A 19,528-nucleotide genomic window follows, 5' to 3' on the forward strand; every position below is an offset into this window, starting at 1 on the left:
CAAAAAGCCCTCAAAATCAATGATTTGAAGGCTTTTGAAATTTAATGAGAAACTGAAAAATTAATCTTTTTGCAATGCAAACCAACCAAATGCCCGTAATCTCATTTTATAAAATGAATCCGGCAATATGCCATCTAGTTTTTTCCATGCTGTTTCCACCAGCTCTTCTGCTTCTTGTCGACAGGCGTCAAGTGCTCCGCAATCTTGTAGCAATTTGATTACAGAGCCTATTACAGCCGGATCCTTTGGCATTGTTTGAATTGTATTCCACACATATTCCCGTTGCTCTAACGGCAATAAGCTCATCGCTTTTGCAACAGGCATTGTTATTTTTCCTTCTGCAATATCTTCTCCTTTATCTTTAAGGTTATTTTCATAGCCCTGTAAATTCAATACATCGTCTACAATTTGATAACCAAGTCCAATGGCTTCAAAAAAGTTGGCAAGTGCATCAATTTCTTCTGGTCGTCCGCCTCCTACTATTCCACCTATTTTAGCTAATGTACAAGCAGGTGCAGCTGTTTTTAAACGATGTATAGTATAAATCCTTTTTTCAAGATTTAAACTTTTTCCAGTGTTTACAGCATCTGGCATGAGTGAATGAAGCCCACTTATATCCAAACCTTGACCGGCATGTGCCGCTCGCATCATTTCAAAATAAAGTTCATAAATTTTTAATCGGATATCATCTGAAATTTGAGGATTTTTTATGACCAAATCTCCAATAAAATAACATGTATTTCCTGCATTGATAGCAAGAGGTGTTCCATAAAGATGATGCAGGGCTTTACCTCCTCTTCGTGTATCAGAACTATCCTGCACATCATCTACAATTAATGAACCTGAATGAATAAGTTCCGGCATTGCCAAAATATCAATAAAAGGTTGTGAGTTTCCGCCAACCACATCTATACAGGCCAGTAATACATAAGATCGCCATGCTTTTTTACTTCGATCAACAATTTCTCTAATGGGCTTAATAACAGAATTAACATACTGTTCTTTATCTGTATTACTAAAAAAATCAACGCCCACCGGACTATTAATCAGCTTATAAAACTCATCATCTGTAGGTGTTAAAGGCAATAAAGATTCTACCGCTCTTTGTGTACACTTGCCAACACTTTTTAAGAAGCTTTCAATACTTTCCTTAGTATTAAATCCGGTTCTTTCTATATATCCAAGCCCAGTAACTTGTACTCCTGCAAAATTACCTGTAGCATTAATAGCGCCCTCCCAAAATGCAGGCATTGATAGCGTAGTAATAAACTCCTGTTCAGGAAAGTCAGCTGTAACAGAAAGCGATATATGAAGATTGGGTATTTCTAGTTTCCAGGAAACAGGATAGGATACAAAGGTTTTGGCACTTGTCCAATAATCTTCTGGAGAAAATAAGTAATTTTCGACATTGATTCTTTTACCATCCTTATCAATTACAACTGCAGTTCCACCAGCATATTCACCATTTTTTGTGTTATCAAAGAGGTCATATATAGAAATTTGAAATTCATTGTCAAGTTGCAGCGATATCCAGTTCCATGCCATATCATGTTTAAATTCACGTTTTGTAGCTTCATCTTCCGGCTTGCTAAATTCATGATCATACCACCCATTCCCTTCGACTTCGAAGACATTGTCTCCAATACGAATATCACCGACCACTTTGCATTTTGGAATAAAGTAATAAAACATATCTTCTTTCCTGATACCAGATATCGATCCATCATTACCATGTCTTATTGGTTCTATTAATGGAATAAACTCCAGATGACATTCTACTCCAGCCATTGAGTTGTTGAGTAATAAATGATAATTACGTTGCGCATCTTTTTTAAAAAGATTTTCATCGTATTCAAGTGAAAGATTTTCTAACCCTATAGTAGCCGGTTGTTTTAAAAGCCTGTCAGGCAGTGGCACATTTCCTTTTTCGTATACTTCTTTTAGCGCCCTGTAAAATGGTTTATTAACTTTTTCATCTTTCTTATTCAGAATCTTAAGTGATTCTAAAGGCATAATTGGATCTACAAGTGAATCCATATAGTATTTTTTGTCAAACTTATCAGATAGAGACCAAATTACAGAATGTGCGTATGTAAAATCTTCTGTGTCATCTTTGTCTAATGCCAGTCTAAAAAAGGAGGCAAACAAAGAAAATTGCCTACCGTCTTTAGAAGTTACATGACAATTTTGATACCACCATTCAATTATAGATCCATCGTGTGGAAGATCATGAAGGTTCAAATCAATTGGTCCATCAGCAGGCCAGGTAGAAGGGTAATGATCTAAAATAAAATTTGAGTTTGTTTGTTGTGACTTCATTTCATTTTTCATATTGCTATATATTAGTTATTAAAAAAATATATTTATCTCGCTTCGAAATCTTCTCGAGAGCGAAAAATAGTATTTGAAATTGAATGTATGCAGGGAACTGAACAGATGTAAAGGCTTAGATCTTTAATTAGAGGCTGTAAATAATTTCTGTTCTTAAATTATTATTTTGTAGGAATAAAATTAATATAATTAAATCACATGAACAACAGTATATTTACTGTATTTTACTGAATAACAATTATTTAACACACGCAAAAACAAAAAATCCGCTCAATGAGCGGATTTAAACCTGATGTTAAAACAAGCTTTTTACCAGAATAAAATTAATTGAAAATATACAACTGATATAAATTTCTATGCCAGATGTAGGTACAAATCAACTGTCAATTAACTTTATTTCACTACATAAGAAACTTTATCTGCTTCACAAAGCCTGAAATAACCAAAGGCATAATTATTAGAATCAGTTGTATTAACAATATTTCCTCTGATATTTCCGGGAGGAATAGAAAACGGATTTCCGTCGTATATCTCTAAAAGTAAATTCATATAATTATAAAAGTTTTTAGAAATACCACGATTTGTAATATCTACAACGGTTCCGGGTTGTATTTTATCTTCATCAGAAAATCGATTATTTATTTCATTTCCATTGTATAATTCATCTTTTGTGAGTTCGTATTCCGGAAAAATTAGAAAATCACTTTTATAATCTGTTAGATAAAAATTAACCTCATCGACAGGATCTTTATAATAAAAAGTAAGTTCGATTACATCTTCTCCTCCAAAATCAGGAACAATTTCTTGCTCTACCCTGTCAATTGGTGTTACAGAAGTTAGTTTTTCAACCGCTGTAAAACTTTGTCCTTCGGCAGTTACAAAAAGTGTATAATCCATATCTATAACAGGAACAAAATTTGTACAAACGTAGGATCCTGGTTCTGTTTCAGTAAAAGTAAAAACATCGCCGTCACGGTTTTCAACTCTTACTTGTGCACCTGAAACTTTTGGTGTTGTGTTATTATAATAAGGAGCTGTTTTACTGATTTTTATAGTTTGCTCGTTGCCGGTTGTTCCTTTTAGCCAAATAATTTCTGCGTCTACAACTATTTTTGTTTCACCATTCTTTAAATCAAGCGTTACTACATCTTCGCAGGATGAAAAGAACAGCACAAGAAGAAGACTTAATAAAGCTAATGCCTTATTTTTAAAATTATATTTTTCTAACTTTTGCATAATCATTAAAATTTAAAATTATAAGAAATACCAGGAACTATTCCGAAAATAGAAAGTCTTCTGGTTTCATTTGCTCCTGTATCTTCATTTGTTGTAAATGTCATAGAAGCGGCATTTTTTCTATTGTAGATATTATAAATACTAAATACCCAATAGCTTTGCCAGCCTTTCTTTTTATCTGGTTTTGGCGTATAAGTTGCTGCAAGATCTAAGTGATGAAAAACCGGTAGCCTGTTTTCATTTCTCAGTGAAAAATTAGGGATATTGATTCCGCCAAATTCATAATATCCGTTTGCATAAGTTACCGGCTGACCGGATTGCAAAGAAAAATTAGCATTAAAAGACCATTTTGGATTGTATTGATAACTACCTACAACGTTCAGATTATGCATTTTATCATATCCGGATAGATACCATTCCCCATTTGCAATTCCTGGTTCCTGCGGAGTTCTGCCAGGCGTTTTTTGTTCTGCTCTTGATAAGGTATAAGAAACCCAACCTGTAAAATTGCCGGTGTTTTTTCTAATTAATAATTCTAAACCATACGATCTCGCTTTTCCGTTCAGGATAGCCTGTTCTATATTATTATTAGCCAAAATATCTGCCCCGTCTATATAATCAATACGGTTTTTGATATTCTTATAAAACATTTCTCCTTCAAAAGAATAATCGCCATCTTTAAAATTCTTAAAATATCCTACAGCATATTGATCCAGAATCTGAGGTTTGGTAAAAGGTCCGCTTGGTGTCCAGATACTCATTGGTAATGGCGACTGTGTATTCGATAAAATATGAATATATTGTGCCATTCTGTTATAACTTGCTTTTACTGAAGTATTGTCGTTAAAAGCGTATGATAATGCGGCACGCGGTTCTAAATTATTAAATTTACTAATCGTTTCTCCGCTTTTATAAGCTATAGTTCCTGTTGGAGTTCCTTCTTCATAAATATTGTATAACGGATTATATACTACTGCCTGACCATTTTCATAGGTACTAACTTCTTCGCCTCCTAAACGGTAAAACATGCTATAACGAAGCCCATATCGAAGATTTAATTTCTCTGTAATCTGGTGCTCAAAATCAAGATAAACAGAAGATTCAAAAGAATATTTTTTATCCAGCTGCTTGTAATTAAACTGTGAATCTGAACTCGTTGGCTTTACGGTTCCCGGATTAAAATCATAATACTGACCGTCGATTCCGTAATTAAGTTTAAGCTTTTGTGTTACAACATGATTCCACGCATACTTAAAACCGTACGTTCTTATGGTATTGTCCCACTCAAAACTTTCCGTTGAAATGCCCAGATTAAATTTATAATCACTGTAGAAAACAGATAAATTGGTATTTAAATTATCAGAAAATTTATGTTTCCAACTTAAAATTCCCATAGTATTTCCGTAGGTACTTGAAAAACGATCATTGATGTCAAAAACGTCATTTCCTAAATATCCCGAAAAAGTCAGCGTATTATTAGCTCCAAAGCGATAATTTAATTTAGCATTGATATCATAAAACATGGCAGAATTAGCATTATCGGAAAGCTTTAAAAATAAATGTGCATAAGAAGTTCTTGCAGCAACGATAAACGATCCTTTTTCTTTTTTAATTGGTCCCTGAACCAATAAACGACTTGATATCAATCCGATACCACCATTTACTTTATAATTTTCAAAGTCACCTGTTTGCTGACTTACGTCAAGAACCGAAGAAACTCTTCCTCCAAATTTAGAAGGAATACCCCCTTTGTATAAATCAAGTCCGCTGATGATATCTGCATTAAAGATGGAAAAAAAACCAAACATATGAGAATCTCCATAAACAGGAGCTCCATCTAAAAGAATCAAATTCTGATCTGCAGCTCCTCCACGGACATTAAAACCAGAAGAAAGTTCCCCGGCATTTGTTACTCCCGGCAATGTTAATATTGATTTTAAAGGATCCGGCTCGCCCATTGCGGCCGGAATTCTCTTTATATCTTCCATAGTAAGCTTATTAACACTCATTTGAGTATTTCTCACATCAACTGCTTTGGTGTTGGTAATTATAACCTGTTCCAATTGCTGGCTGTCGGCCTCAATGTTAAAATCAATTCTTACGTCATCAGAAACTGTAATTTGTTTTTCTCTGTTTTTAAAACCAACATAACTAACTAAAATAGTATAAGTTCCTTTGTCTAATTCTATAGAAAACATACCATTTCTATCGGTTGTAGCGCCTGTTTCAATTTCCTTAATAAAAACATTGGCTCCAATAACCAATTCTCTGTTTCCATCAAGAACCTGTCCTGTTAACTTGCTTTTTTTTTTGGCTGTTTTTGAGGATTTTTGCTTCACAAAAATATTATTACCAACAATAGAAAATTGAATTAAGTTATTTTGATTCAGTTCGCTTATAAGTTCTTTTATCGGTATATTGGTGTAAGTATTCTTTTGAGTAAAATACTTTTGGTTTTTATCAATTTGATCTGTAAACGCAAATTTATAGTCTGTTTGATTTTCAATCTGTTTAAAGAGTTCTTTAAGAGTAACATTTTTATCAACAGTTACGGTTACATTTTGGGAAAACATACACAAACTGAATAAAAAAAAGCATGCTGAAATTATATGCTTCATGAAATTTTGTATTTTTGAATATTATTAAATGGGATAGTTTCATACTACCCTGAAGAATATTAGGAAGGATGTTTAGTTTCGCGGCTAGTGCATCCTTTTCTTTTCTATTGAAAAGTAATCTGTTTTAATTTTTCATTTACTTCATAGTTTAGGTTATACATTTGTGATATTAATTCGATAATCGTTTTTAAATCTTCTTTTTTATTAATTCGCACTGTAATTCTTTGGTTATAATATTCTGATGGAATAGTGACTTTATAACCATAATTCGACTGGATATAATTGCTTATAACACTAAGCTTTTCATTATCAAAATCCATGAATCTGTTAAATTCGGCTACTAAAGCAGTTTTGTTTCCGTAAGTAAATTTTTCGCCAGGTTTCAGGATCCATTTTTTATGCTGATTTTTTATACTCATCTCAACGCTTCCTTCATAAAGTTCAACAGCGACTTCTTTTTGAGTATATCCTTTAACCGTAAAAGAAGTTCCTAAAACTGTCGTGGTGGTTTCATTACAAAATACCTGAAAAGGATGTTTTTTGTCTTTTTTAACTTTAAAATAAGCTTCACCCTTAACTCCGACTTTTCTGTTGATTGCAAAATTATTGCTATAAGAAATTTTAGAATTTGGATTTAATTCTACCCTTGAACTATCTGGTAATACTATGGTTTTTATTATAGATGTAGAATTTTCTATTACATTTTCAGCAAGCGTATCATCATTGCTTACTGCATTACTATTAAAGTATAAAGCTGCACCAGCCACTGCAAAAATTAAAATAGCCGCTGCTGCATAAGAGCGCCATGGTTTAAATTGCTGCGGTTTTGATGAGAATGCTTTTAATTGGAATTCTTCCCAAGAAGTCTCTTTTTCATTATCAGAATGTGAAATAGGAGTTTCATCCCATATCTTTTTCAATTCTTCTTCTAATTTCTTTTCGTCCATCTCTTATGTCTGTTAAAGTTTTTGACAATAAAATCCTTGTTTATTAAAAACACCATAAACCATTTCTTTAATATCTCTGTTGGTTTCGATTTTTAGAATATGATTACGATCTTCTAAATCAAAATTCATGATACAATCAGAAATAATAAACTGCAGAAGAACTACAATAAAGCTTGCATCTTCTTTGGTTGTAACATCTGTTTTATAAGATTCAATACGCATTTTATGTTTCTGTTTATATCTATAACAAACGAGAACATAAAAGTTCCTAATGATCTTCGATTTTTTTTCGAATAAATTTACTGGCAAGGTAAATATGATTGGCAATTGTCTTTTCAGATAAATCTGTAATTGCTGCAATCTCCTTATAGCTAAGATTTTCCAGTTTATGTAAAGTAAATATTTTTTGTTGCTGCTCCGGAAGCTGATTTATGAAAGTATATAATTTTTCTTTTCTTTCTTCAAAAATTCCAGTATCAGATTCTTCCTGTGCAGTTTCGAACGGTAAAGTATCCAGTTGAATTATTTTATTTTCTCTGTTAAGATGATTGATAATAATGTTCTTGCATATTGTAAACAATTGTTTATCAAATAAAACATCTTCATTAAGCAACTCCCTTTTATTATAGAGTCTTAAAAAAGTTTCCTGAACAAAATCCTGCGGGGTTAGAACTGTAAAATTAAAACGTCTGGCAATGTTTATCAGTTTGTCATAGTAATTTAGATAAGCCTCTTTAAAAGAAGCTTCATTACCTTTTTTTAAACTTAATACAAACTTTTTGTTGTCCATAACGCAATGTAGATAATTACTCTAAACTCAATCTCTAAAATAATATTGTATTCTGAAGTTTCTAAGCTAAGACAATCTTACTTGTTTTTTAAATAAATCTTAAGGTGCAAAGAACAGAAATTTATTCTAAAATTATCTAGTAGAAAAAATATTTTAAGTCCAAATCATAGATTTATTTTTTATTGCAAAAATGATTCAAACTTTTTTAAAAAGAATAAAATCTGGAAATATTTGATTTATACAAAACAAAAAATCCACTTCATAAAGTGGATTTTTGTAAAAGCACAAGTACAAAATTTAAATCTTTTAAAAGCATCTCATACTGTTTCTTCTCATTAATCTATCTCTAAAACTTCATTTTTTGAATTCGTACTGCATTTAATATCGCTAATAATGCCACGCCAACATCTGCAAAGACTGCTTCCCACATGGTAGCGAGACCTCCTGCGCCTAAAATCAAAACAACTCCTTTAACTACAAAAGCCAGAGTAATATTCTGCCAGACAATTTTTCTGGTTTGCTTTCCGATATTTATAGCCATTGGTATTTTACTGGGTCTGTCATCCTGAATAACAACATCAGCGGTTTCAATTGTAGCATCGCTTCCTAAACCACCCATTGCAATCCCGACAGTGCTTAATGCTACTACTGGCGCATCATTTACACCATCACCCACAAAGGCCACGGTTTCATTTCTGGCTTTGATTTCATTCACCTTATTTACTTTGTCTTCCGGTAATAAGTCACCAAAAGCATTTGCAATTCCCAATTTATTGGCTACAAATTGCACTACATTGGTTTTATCACCGCTTAACATTGTTGTTTTAACTCCCATAGCTTTTAGTTTGTCGATAGTGACTTGTGCATCTTCCTTAATCGAATCGGCAATGGTTAAATAGCCAACAAACTTTTTATCATAGGCAATTGCGATCAGCGTATAAACAATAGAATTTGGGTCAATATCATATTGAATCCTGAATTTATCCATTAATTTAAAGTTACCTACGTGAAGTTCTTTTCCATTAATTTCTGCTTTTAAGCCATGTCCTGATATTTCTTCTACATTTTTTAGTTCAATCGAAGCATCAATTTCGCCAACATGATTATGAATTGCAGTCGCAACCGGATGTGTACTTTGGCTCTCTAAAGCATTAACCATTTTAAGTATTTCGTCCTTTTGAAATTCATCTGCAATAACGACTTCCTGTACTTTAAAAACTCCTTCGGTCATGGTGCCGGTTTTGTCCATAACAACATTTTGAATATTGGCAATACTGTCGAGGAAGTTACTTCCTTTAAACAATATTCCATTTTTACTTGCTGCGCCAATTCCGCCAAAATAACCTAACGGAATACTAATCACTAAAGCGCATGGACAAGATATTACCAAAAAAACCAAGGCTCTGTACAGCCAATCGTTAAATACATAATTATCGACAAATAAATAAGGTAGTAAACAAATAGCAATAGCGAGAAAAACTACTATTGGAGTGTAAATTTTTGCAAACTTTCTGATAAATAATTCCGTTGGTGCTTTTTGCGTTGTGGCATTTTGCACCATTTCAAGGATTTTAGAAAGCTTACTGTCATTATAGGCTGTTGTTACTTTAACCTGAGCGATGGTTGTTCCGTTTATCATTCCTGCCAAAACAGTTTCGCCTTTTATTTTTGTATCCGGTTTGCTTTCACCGGTTAAAGCGGCAGTATTAAATGATGCTGTTTCTGATAGTAATTCGCCATCAAGACCCAATTTTTCACCGGCTTTAAGCTGGATTATTGCTCCAATAGAAACTTCATTGGCTTTTACCACTTTTGGTACATTATCTTCTAGTATCGTTGCCTCGTCAGGACGTTGATCTAACAAACTTTTTATATTAGATTTTGCGCGGCTTACTGCCAAAGTTTGAAACACTTCTCCAATGGTGTAAAAAAGCATTACAGCCACACCTTCCGGATATTCGCCAATGGCAAAAGCACCAAGTGTTGCAATACACATCAACAGAAATTCAGAGAAAACGTCACCTTTGGTTATACTTTCAAATGCTTCTTTCAGAACCGGAATTCCAACTGGCAGATATGCAACAATGTACCATGCTAATCGTACATATCCTTTAAACCAATCTTGTGGTATATAATTGTCAAATGCAATTGCAACAAGCAATAACAGGAAAGATATAATAGCCGGAAGGAACATTTTAAAGGTGCTGCCTTCTGCATTATGTTCATGATTGTGTCCGTCATCATCTGAATGAACATCATCATCCGTTGAGCAGCAATTACTATTTTTAGCCGACTTTTTATTCTTTTTTTCTTCTACTGTGCAATCCAATTGTTCACTGTGTGAATCGTGGTTATGTTGATGTGCCATCTTTATTTTTTAAATTATAATATTTAACGTCCTTAATACTATATGATGAAGCGTGCGTTCATTGCCTGTGACAGAACGAATTTAAAGTTACAAATTTTAATACTTCTATACTTTATAATTGTTCCTTCCTCATCAATAAGAAACTGTTTTCTAATGTTCGTGTTCGCCGCCGCCTTTCATAGCAGATAATAAATAGAATGCACCTTTGATTACAATTTTTGCATCGGCAGGAATTTCTTCAACAAACTTAACTTCGGTATAGCCTAAATCTGTGGTTCCCGGTATAATTTCTATTGCTTTGAAATGAATTTCGTTATGTTCTTCTTTATCTTGAGATTCTGCTTTTGTAGCTGCATTTTTTTCTTCGTTTTCTTCCTGAATATACACAAAGTATTTATCTCCATTTTTTACGACAGCATCTTTAGGCAAAGCCGGAACGGTCGTGTTTTTGATATTGATATTGGCAGAAACATACATTCCGGAAATTAAATCTTTAGAATCAGCAGGATTAATTTTGGCGTGAACGGCAACGGTTTTACTTTCGTTTGAAAATGATTTATTGATACCAAATATTTTCCCTTTAATGGATTTGTTGCCTTGATTTGTTAAAATAAAATCTATCGTTTGTCCCACAGAAATTGATCCCAGATCTTTTTCATACACGTTTAAATCCAGGTGCATCTGACTATTATCGACCACTTCAAAAAGTGTGATTCCTGTTTCTGCAAATGCTCCTTTAGCAATACTAATTTTTCCCACATAACCTGAAATTGGTGAGACTATTGGTACTAAACTTGATCCGTTTGTACTCATATTCAGGGCTTGTAATTTGTTTTTTGCTGCTTTTGCTCTGGCTCTTTCAACAGCTAATTTTGCTTTTACTTCCTGAAGAATTTTTCTCGGATTTACATTTTCATCACTTAATGTTTTCTGGCGATTGTATTCTAATTGCAGGTATTCAATATTGGCAATAGCCGAATTATAATCTTCCTGCATTTCAACGACTTCCAGATTTTGAATGGTTGCCAGCACTTTTCCTTTGTTTACAAATATACCTTCAAGAACTAAAATGTCTTTAACGGTTCCGCCAATTAAGGTAGAAATATTGGCCATATTTTGTGGCGGAACTGTTGTGTAACCATTGGCTTTTATCACTAAATTAAGGTTCCTGTTTTCTAAAAAGCCTGTTTGAATTCCTACCGTTTTGAACTGTATTTCAGTTAATGCCACTTCATTTTCTGATTTCTCTTCTTCATGAACAGCTTCTTCGGTTTTTTTATCAGCACAAGAAGTAAGAAGCACGAAGCAAGAAGCAAGAAGTGTTAGTTTTATCTTGATATTTGAAATTGTATTTATATTTTTACTCATAATTTTATTTATTTTTTTGAATTCGTGAATCTTCGATTTCATTATTGAGAAATTTTAGAAGTGGATGGAAACTGCAATTGTATAGCACTTTGATTGTAGGCATTTGTCGCCTCAGCATTTTGTTTTTTAATATCAATTGCCTGATTCAAAAAACTGATGTACGACCAGTAACTCATATCGCCGTTAGCATAACTTTTTTGAGCCGTTGCAATAATTTGTTCGGCATATTGTAAACCTTCGTTTTGATAATAGTCTAATGCTTTTTGCTGCTTATCAAAATCGTTTTTCAATTCTTGCATTTTCAATTTCAAAGCCAATTTATTTTTATCTAACTCTAATTGTGATTGCGAAATACTGATTGCTGATGCTTTAGCTTTGGCGGAATTTACTCCGCCAAATAGCGGAATTTGTAAACCGGCGGTAAATCCCTGAAAATAAGATTTTGTATCAATTGTTTGCCCAAAATATCCCAATCCTAATTTTGGTGTTCGCAACGCTTTAAATGTATTTGCTTCTTTTTCATACACTGAAATTTGTTGTGTATAATAATCCGTTACTAAAGTTTCGGCTTTTAATTGGTTTTCATTTGATTGTATTGAAAACTGTATTGGCGTTGTACTATCGGGCACAATATTTTCTTCGGTCTGAATAAAAAACTGCAATTGCTTTTGATAAATAGCCAAATCAAATTCAAGCTGTGCTTGCTGGGTTTCAATTTCTTTTGATTTTGCTTTGGCACTAATTACTTCAATTTTTCCGCTTTCACCAGTTTCAAACCGAAGTTCTGCATTTTTCAGGAATTTTGAATAAATGGCCAGCAAGTCTGCATTTAGTTTTTGAATCGAAAGTCCATACAAATATTGATAATAGGCAATTGTTACTGCTTTTTCAATTTCATATTCGGATAATGCTTTTCGCTTTTCAGCCAGTTTTACCAATTCTTCCTGCAATTGTCGGTTGGCTTTTGTGATTGTTCCAATGGGAAAATACTGTTGCACCGAAACATTATGATCATAATCGACACTGTTGAATTGCCCGCCCTGATATTGTACCTGCAAAGGTTCAACCTGAAAGGCTGTCTTTTTTAAGACCGTTTGTTTTTCAATTTCTTTATCAGCAATTTTTAAATCGACATTATTGGCTTTTGCCATTTCTATTGCTTTTTGTAATGAAACAGGCTGACTGTTTTGAGCGAAAGAAAAGCTGCTTATCAATAAAATAATTACGGTAACGATTGGAGTTTTCATTTTTTTTCTTCCTTTAATACCTTTTTCAAATAATAAATAAAGTATAGGTAAAACAATAAGTGTTAATAATGTAGCCGATAATAATCCTCCAATAACCACTGTTGCTAATGGTTTTTGAACTTCTGCTCCGCCGCTTGTTGATAAAGCCATTGGCATAAATCCTAAAGATGCGACAGCGGCTGTCATTAAAACCGGTCTTAATCGTGTTTTGGTTCCAATTAAAACTCTTTGCAAAGGATCAGTTATTCCTTCGGTTTTAAGTTGATTGAAATACGAAATTAGTACGATTCCGTTCAAGACTGCAATTCCAAACAAGGCGATAAATCCAATTCCTGCCGAAATACTAAAAGGCATTCCTCGCATCCAAAGAGCAAAAACACCGCCAATGGCTGATAGCGGAATAGCTGTAAATATTAATGCTGCCTGCTTTATACTATTGAAAGTAAAAAACAACAAAATACCTATTAACCCTAATGCAATGGGTAAGGCTATTGAAAGTCTTTTTGTAGCTTCAATCAGGTTTTCAAATTGTCCGCCATACGTAACATAATAGCCTGCCGGAAGTTTGAAATTTTTGTCTAGTTTTTGTTGAATTTCTTCGACAACGCTTTTAATGTCGCGGCCGCGAACGTTTAACCCAACCGTAATTCTGCGTTTTCCATCTTCACGGGAAACCTGAACAGGGCCTTGTTCATAAGAAACTGCTGCAACTTGCGAAAGCGGGACTTGCTGCCCGTTTGGTAATGGAATAAACAGATTACTTACATCCGTAATATCGGTTCGGTTAGCAGCATCCATTCGAACCACGACGTCAAATCGTTTGCTTTCTTCATAGATTTTACCGGCACTTTCTCCTGCAAATGAAGAGCGGATAATTTGATTGATATCTGTAATATTTAGACCGTATAAGGCAATTTTATTGTAATCATATTTTACGGTAATTTGTGGTAAGCCTGTTACTTTATCGGCTTTTAAATCGCCAATGCCTTCGATGTTTTTTACTTTCGAAATCAATTCATTTGCTTTGGCATCCAAAATTTCTAAATCATCACCAAATATCTTAATTGCAATATCGCTTCGGCTTCCCGTCATTAATTCATTAAAACGCATTTGAATTGGTTGCGAAATTTCGATGTTAGCGCCCGGAATAGCTTCCATTTCTTCTTTCATCGCATTGGCCAGGTCTTCCCAGTTGTGATATTTTCCGGTCCATTCTTTTTTATCTTTTAATACAATAATTAAATCGGCACTTTCAATTGGCATTGGATCGGTTGGAATTTCACCGCTGCCAATTTTGGCCACTATGGTTTTTATTTCCGGGAATTTTGCTTTTAGAATTTTTTCGTATTCTGTAGTTGTTTTTATCATTTGCGAAAGCGAACTTCCGGTCATAATTGTAGTATTTAAGGCCAAATCTCCTTCATCGATTGTTGGAATAAATTCTCCTCCCATATTTTGAAAAATCACTATTGCCAATACAAATAAACCAAGGGAAATTGCTAAAACTGCTTTTTTGAAACGCAACGTTTTTTCTAAAAACGGAGTATATATTCCTTCGAACCAAGCCATCATTTTATCACTAAAATTCGATTTATGTTCGGTGTTTTTTGATAAGAACATGGCACTCATCATTGGCACATAAGTTAATGACAAAATAAAAGCACCAAGTACGGCAAAACCTACTGTCATTGCCATTGGTTTAAACATTTTGCCTTCTGTTCCTATTAATGCCAGAATTGGTAAATACACAATTAAGATTATTATTTCTCCAAAGGCAGCACTATTTCTGATTTTCGAGGCAGATTGATATACCTCATCGTCCATTTCAGATTGGGTTAAATCTCTTTGCATTTTGAGTTTTTGAAGATGATGCATCGTGGCTTCGACAATAATTACAGCTCCATCGACAATAATTCCAAAATCGATTGCCCCTAAACTCATCAGATTTCCGCTTACACCAAAATAATTCATCAGAATTACTGCAAAAAGCATCGCCAACGGAATTACAGAAGCCACAATTAATCCTGCACGAAGGTTTCCCAAAAATAAAATCAATACAAAAATTACGATTAATGCTCCTTCAAGCAAATTTTTGGTTACAGTTCCAATCGCATTATCAACTAATTTCCCTCTGTCTATAAAGGCTTCGGCGACAACCCCTTCCGGCAGGCTTTTGTTAATTTGAATCATTTTTTCTTTGATTCTTTTTACAACTGCACTTGAATTTTCTCCTTTTAGCATTAAGGCTAAACCAGAAACAATTTCGCCTTTGCCATCTTTGGTAGATGCACCATAGCGCAATGAAACTCCTTCCCTAACTTCGGCTACATTTCGAACTAAAATTGGCGAACCGTTTTTATTACTCACTACCACATTCTCTAAATCCTTAACACCGGTTGCCATACCAACGCCACGAATAATATAAGCATACTGGTCTTTTTCAATATAAGCACCGCCGGTATTTTGATTGTTTTTTTCTAAGGCATTAAAAATGTCCGTAATGGTTACGCCTAAACTATTTAGTTTATTAGGATTAACAGCGACCTCATATTGTTTCAGTTTTCCGCCCCAGGTGCTTACTTCAGCAACACCTTCAACACCTTGCAATTGCGGAATTATAATCCAGTCCTGAATGGTTCGTAATTGTACTGCATCGTATTTAGTTTCGTATCCTTTTTTGGCGTACACGTCGTATTGGTATATTTCACCCAGACCTGTTGTAATTGGTGCTAATTCGGGAGAACCTACATACTTTGGGATATTTTCTTCGGCTTGCTTTAAACGTTGAAATATTTGCTCTCTTGCCCAATAAATATCCACATTATCTTCGAAAACAACCGTAACTACTGATAATCCAAAACGGGAAATACTTCGTAATTCGATAACTTTAGAAATGGTTTTTACGGATTGTTCGAGCGGATAGGTAATTAATTGTTCTACTTCCTGACTTGCCAAAGTGGGCGCAGTAGTAATAATCTGCACCTGATTATTAGTGACATCCGGCAAGGCATCAAGTGGTAAATTTTTAAGAGAATAGCTTCCCCAGGCTATGAGTACAAGGGTAAGCAGCAGTATAATGAATTTATTCTTTATACTAAATTGTATGATTTTGTCTAACATTGAGAATATTATAATGAATTAGAAATCAGCAAATAAAATATTTGCCGGTATTTGTGATAAGACCACAACTTTCTAACCCGAATTTATTCGGGCATCATTATACTATTTGAGGCGGTTGCCAAATACTTCCGTAAAAATTGGAATAGGAAATAGATTTGTAACCTGGTAATTGTAATTTAATAACTTCTGAAGCAATAGGGAAGTTAAATGTTGTTACAGGAAAGTAGGTTAATATTTGAACACTACAGCAATTGCAGACACAGAATGGCGAACACAAATCATTTTCTTCATTGTGAGAATGTTGATTCTGGTTTGAAGCAAATTCAGCTTTATTATCCAATGAAATATTTACTTTCATATCTGCGCAAGGCATACACGAAAGAATTAATAAAACAATTGATAATATGGTGTTTGTAAGTTTCAAGATTGTAAAAGTAGAATTTTTATAGATACAATTGTAACTTCTGTCATGTTAAATTCAGGATAAATTTTAGAAAATTATTCTGAGTAACATTCAATCGGTTGGAAATCATTTACACTTTATAAATACTTCGGCATCATGATTGCCATCATAAATGAATACTATTTTTTGAAAATTCAATTTAAAAAACAGGATAACTATCTAAATAACAAATTAATATTATTGAAGCTGTAAAATAAATTTTATTAGAATTATGGATTTACTTAAAAAACTCATACATTTAGTGTCCTTAAAAATAACCAAATGATAAAGAACGGAAATATCCTAATAGTGGAAGATGATGCAGATGATAAAGAAATCCTGGAGGATGTAATTGTTTCTCTAGGCAATACGAATAAAATTGTATGGAAGATGAACGGAGCCGAAGCACTTTCTTACCTTTCCTGCAGTGATGAAAAAATGTTAATTATTTTTTGTGATATTAATATGCCTATCATGAACGGACTTGAACTAAAGCGCCTTATAGATGCTGACCCTGTTTTGAGAAAAAAGAGTATTCCTTTTATTTTTTATTCTACTGCAGCATCAGAACAAGCCATTGAAGAAGCTTATACTACGCTGAGTATTCAAGGTTTTTTTACAAAAGAAAATGATTATCATAAAACAAAATCAATGGTTAATGTAGTAATTGAATACTGGAAAAACTGTGTTCATCCTAATACGTAGACTAATTCTGCCTTTGCTAACTTGATGCAATGTTGCTCAACTTAGTTACTTCAAACAAAAATAACGTGTGAGTCAAATGTGACTCACACGTTATTTTTTATGCCGTATTATGATCAAAAAAAACCCGCTTTATACATAAGTATAAAACGGGCCGTCCATAAAAACATAATCTTCCATTTTATGCTTCCATTTAATCTTCTTTGAGTGCATTTTTATAGCAATCTCAATAAAATATACTAATTCTGCTGCGATTTATTTTGCAGCTGGAATAATGTCAATTATCACTGTACGGTTGTAAAAACGTTCTTCAGGAAGTTTGTTTTCAAAAGCCGACATACTTTCGTCTTCTCCAAAACCATGTACTTCAAATTTCACATCTTTTCTGCCTGAATTGGATAATGCATTTTGTATAATACTTTTTACCTCATTGGCTCTGTCTAAAGATAAATTCAGGTTATAAGACTCCTCACCAATAATATCAGTGTGACCATGAATGATGACAACTGCATTTTTAGGTATTTTAGGCGTTACAACATCTGTTAAATATTTCTCATACATCGCAATTGCTTTTGATTTATTAAATTCAAAAATAATGCTGTATCTAAGACCTTCATCTGTTTTAGCAGGTGTCCATAATACCATATGTGTAGTGGTTACTTTTTCTTCAATAGTACCGTTTTTGGTTTTACCAATCATCTTTACTTTATAATCACCTTCGGCACGTGTTCCCATAATGCTTTTACCAGGAATACTTACTTTTTCCTGAGTATAAGGACCAAAAGCTTTTACTTTTCCGTCTGGATCTGTAGTTTCTAAAGACCATGACGAGTATGCATTTCCTGCACCAGCTGCATCAATTGTAATATAACTATCAATCGGTGCTTCTTGTACGGTAACAAGTTCTAAAGGTTTTAACGATGCATCCGGACCAACTTGAAATTCCATCAATAATTCAGGTGAATTGCTTTCAATAGAAACCCTGCGATCTCCTTCGCGAAGCAATACTAATTCTTTTGTTGCGCCAGGCTGTTCTGATGGAATGGTAGGTTTTAGTTGTCCTTTAGTCGTTATTCTGGCAGCATTTATTTGAAATACTGAAACTAAATAAGTCTTAATTGATTCGGCCATCGCAGTACCATCTTCGGTTCCTTTTTCAGAAGAACCAACAAGTGTAATATTAGATCCTGGATTTTTTACCATTCTGTTTCCCAAAATATTAATGACGTTATAATAAACTGTCATTTGTCGTCTGGAACGTCCTGAAGGATTTACACTAGCTGTAACTCCAATCTGATCTTCATCAAAATCTTTTACATCTTCTTTTTTCAATAATTTGTAACGACTTGGTATTTTATTAGAATTAAGGTCGAAAAAAACATAATTTCTTAAAGGAAATACTTCACGTACGCTACGTTCTCCCGGAATATTTTTAGGTGCATTTACAGAAAACTGCACTTTTGATGGAGTAATTGCTGCAACAGGCGTTTCAACTGCACTTCCTCGTCCGAACTTAAGAGCCATACCAACTCTAAGAGCAGTTACACTCCAGGTCTCGGTTGAGCGCGGATGTTGTCCAAAATAAGGCTGAAAATTTATAAAAGGTGATAAAACAAATTGTGTTTTATGATATTGTGATGATAACGGAATATCAAAACCTGCTCCAATCTGCATTGAAATAATCGTTTTGTTTATAGCATCAAAATCACCTCTTACATCAGCCGTTTCTTCCTGATCAGGATAAGCCGGATTAGTTCCTAATGAATATTTAAATGCTTTATCTACATTAAATGCCAGACGCGGTCCTCCATACAAATAAAAATTTGATTTAAAAGGTGCAAAACGAATGCTTGGTTCTATAGTAATATAACTTAAATCTGTAGATAAATCTGCAGGGCAGTTACATGAAGTCATTTTTTGATCAAAAGAACCTTTTCTACTATCATAACCAGCCTGAAACATAAATCCTAACCTCGTATCGGGTTTATGAAATTCAACAAGTGGCGCCAAATAAAGGCCTGCTCCTTCACCATTATGAAAAGTGACCGGAGGCGTTATATTGGAGTTAAGCTGATGGGTCGAACCACGGTAAAAACTATAGTTCGTAGCACCTGCTACACCAAAGAACCAGGAAGGCTTCGTATAAAAGACTTCTTGCGCATGAAGCGTTGCTTGAGCACTTAAACATAAGACAATCAAAAGTAAAAATCTGTTTAACAGAGTTTTACCTGAAGTCTTGGTGCTATATATTTTTGTTTTAAAACTAATGTTAGTTTTCATTTACGTTTATTTAGTTATTGTTTTTTATTGAGAAAAAATCCCGTCCGAAGACGGGATGATATACTATTTAGTAAATGTT

The 19,528-nt window shown here is 33.8% G+C and carries 12 protein-coding genes; 1 reads left to right on the forward strand and 11 read right to left on the reverse strand.

Going from position 1 to position 19,528, the window contains the following annotated elements; all coding sequences use genetic code 11:
• Positions 1-60: 60 nt before the first annotated feature.
• From EV143_RS11640 to EV143_RS11685, 10 genes are all read right to left on the reverse strand, one after another.
• A complete protein-coding gene (locus EV143_RS11640) occupies positions 61-2,331 on the reverse strand; it encodes a polyprenyl synthetase family protein (protein WP_133508112.1) in 2,271 nt (756 codons plus the stop codon).
• A gap of 393 nt (positions 2,332-2,724) precedes the next feature.
• The gene (locus EV143_RS11645; RefSeq protein WP_133508113.1) at positions 2,725-3,567 is read right to left on the reverse strand and encodes a DUF4249 domain-containing protein; all 843 of its coding nucleotides are present in this window, start codon (positions 3,565-3,567) and stop codon (positions 2,725-2,727) included.
• Positions 3,568-3,572: 5 nt separating this feature from the next.
• On the reverse strand, positions 3,573-6,185 hold the full coding sequence (locus EV143_RS11650) for a TonB-dependent receptor (RefSeq protein WP_133508114.1): 2,613 nt from the start codon (positions 6,183-6,185) through the stop codon (positions 3,573-3,575).
• Positions 6,186-6,289: 104 nt separating this feature from the next.
• Positions 6,290-7,132, reverse strand: a complete 843-nt coding sequence (locus tag EV143_RS11655; protein ID WP_133508115.1) for a FecR family protein — start codon at positions 7,130-7,132, stop codon at positions 6,290-6,292.
• Positions 7,133-7,144: 12 nt separating this feature from the next.
• Positions 7,145-7,354: a hypothetical protein gene (locus tag EV143_RS11660; protein WP_133508116.1), complete on the reverse strand. Its 210-nt coding sequence runs from the start codon at positions 7,352-7,354 to the stop codon at positions 7,145-7,147.
• Positions 7,355-7,400: 46 nt separating this feature from the next.
• Positions 7,401-7,922 carry an RNA polymerase sigma factor gene (locus tag EV143_RS11665; RefSeq protein WP_133508117.1) on the reverse strand — a complete coding sequence of 174 codons (522 nt, stop codon included), beginning with the start codon at positions 7,920-7,922 and terminating at the stop codon, positions 7,401-7,403.
• A 346-nt stretch (positions 7,923-8,268) separates the two neighbouring features.
• A complete protein-coding gene (locus tag EV143_RS11670) occupies positions 8,269-10,290 on the reverse strand; it encodes a heavy metal translocating P-type ATPase (RefSeq protein WP_133508118.1) in 2,022 nt (673 codons plus the stop codon).
• 150 nt (positions 10,291-10,440) lie between these two features.
• The gene (locus EV143_RS11675) at positions 10,441-11,700 is read right to left on the reverse strand and encodes an efflux RND transporter periplasmic adaptor subunit (RefSeq protein WP_133508119.1); all 1,260 of its coding nucleotides are present in this window, start codon (positions 11,698-11,700) and stop codon (positions 10,441-10,443) included.
• Entirely contained in the window at positions 11,700-16,025 is a 4,326-nt protein-coding gene (locus EV143_RS11680; protein ID WP_133508120.1) for a CusA/CzcA family heavy metal efflux RND transporter, read from the reverse strand. Before EV143_RS11680 ends, EV143_RS11675 begins: the two co-directional genes overlap by 1 nt.
• Positions 16,026-16,122: 97 nt before the next feature.
• Complete coding sequence (locus tag EV143_RS11685) at positions 16,123-16,449, reverse strand: DUF6660 family protein (RefSeq protein WP_243739850.1); 327 nt, start codon at positions 16,447-16,449, stop codon at positions 16,123-16,125.
• Between the two features lie 300 nt (positions 16,450-16,749).
• Between EV143_RS11685 and EV143_RS11690 the strand changes: the two genes are divergently transcribed.
• Positions 16,750-17,172 (forward strand): response regulator, encoded by a 423-nt coding sequence (locus EV143_RS11690; protein ID WP_133508121.1) that lies wholly within the window; start codon positions 16,750-16,752, stop codon positions 17,170-17,172.
• Between the two features lie 252 nt (positions 17,173-17,424).
• On the opposite strand, the gene EV143_RS11695 is transcribed toward EV143_RS11690, so the two are convergent.
• Positions 17,425-19,449, reverse strand: coding sequence for an OmpA family protein (locus tag EV143_RS11695; RefSeq protein WP_133508122.1), 2,025 nt, complete (start codon positions 19,447-19,449; stop codon positions 17,425-17,427).
• Positions 19,450-19,528: the final 79 nt, after the last annotated feature.

Origin of the sequence: Flavobacterium chryseum, from assembly GCF_004362015.1 — a bacterium.
Classification (GTDB): Bacteria; Bacteroidota; Bacteroidia; order Flavobacteriales; family Flavobacteriaceae; genus Flavobacterium.

Coding starts and splice junctions, on each gene's coding strand:
- EV143_RS11640 (WP_133508112.1), bottom strand. CDS start 2,331: ATGAAAAATGAAATGAAGTCACAACAAACAAACTCAAATTTTATTTTA.
- EV143_RS11645 (WP_133508113.1), bottom strand. CDS start 3,567: ATGCAAAAGTTAGAAAAATATAATTTTAAAAATAAGGCATTAGCTTTA.
- EV143_RS11650 (WP_133508114.1), bottom strand. CDS start 6,185: ATGAAGCATATAATTTCAGCATGCTTTTTTTTATTCAGTTTGTGTATG.
- EV143_RS11655 (WP_133508115.1), bottom strand. CDS start 7,132: ATGGACGAAAAGAAATTAGAAGAAGAATTGAAAAAGATATGGGATGAA.
- EV143_RS11660 (WP_133508116.1), bottom strand. CDS start 7,354: ATGCGTATTGAATCTTATAAAACAGATGTTACAACCAAAGAAGATGCA.
- EV143_RS11665 (WP_133508117.1), bottom strand. CDS start 7,922: ATGGACAACAAAAAGTTTGTATTAAGTTTAAAAAAAGGTAATGAAGCT.
- EV143_RS11670 (WP_133508118.1), bottom strand. CDS start 10,290: ATGGCACATCAACATAACCACGATTCACACAGTGAACAATTGGATTGC.
- EV143_RS11675 (WP_133508119.1), bottom strand. CDS start 11,700: ATGAAATCGAAGATTCACGAATTCAAAAAAATAAATAAAATTATGAGT.
- EV143_RS11680 (WP_133508120.1), bottom strand. CDS start 16,025: ATGTTAGACAAAATCATACAATTTAGTATAAAGAATAAATTCATTATA.
- EV143_RS11690 (WP_133508121.1), top strand. CDS start 16,750: ATGATAAAGAACGGAAATATCCTAATAGTGGAAGATGATGCAGATGAT.
- EV143_RS11695 (WP_133508122.1), bottom strand. CDS start 19,449: ATGAAAACTAACATTAGTTTTAAAACAAAAATATATAGCACCAAGACT.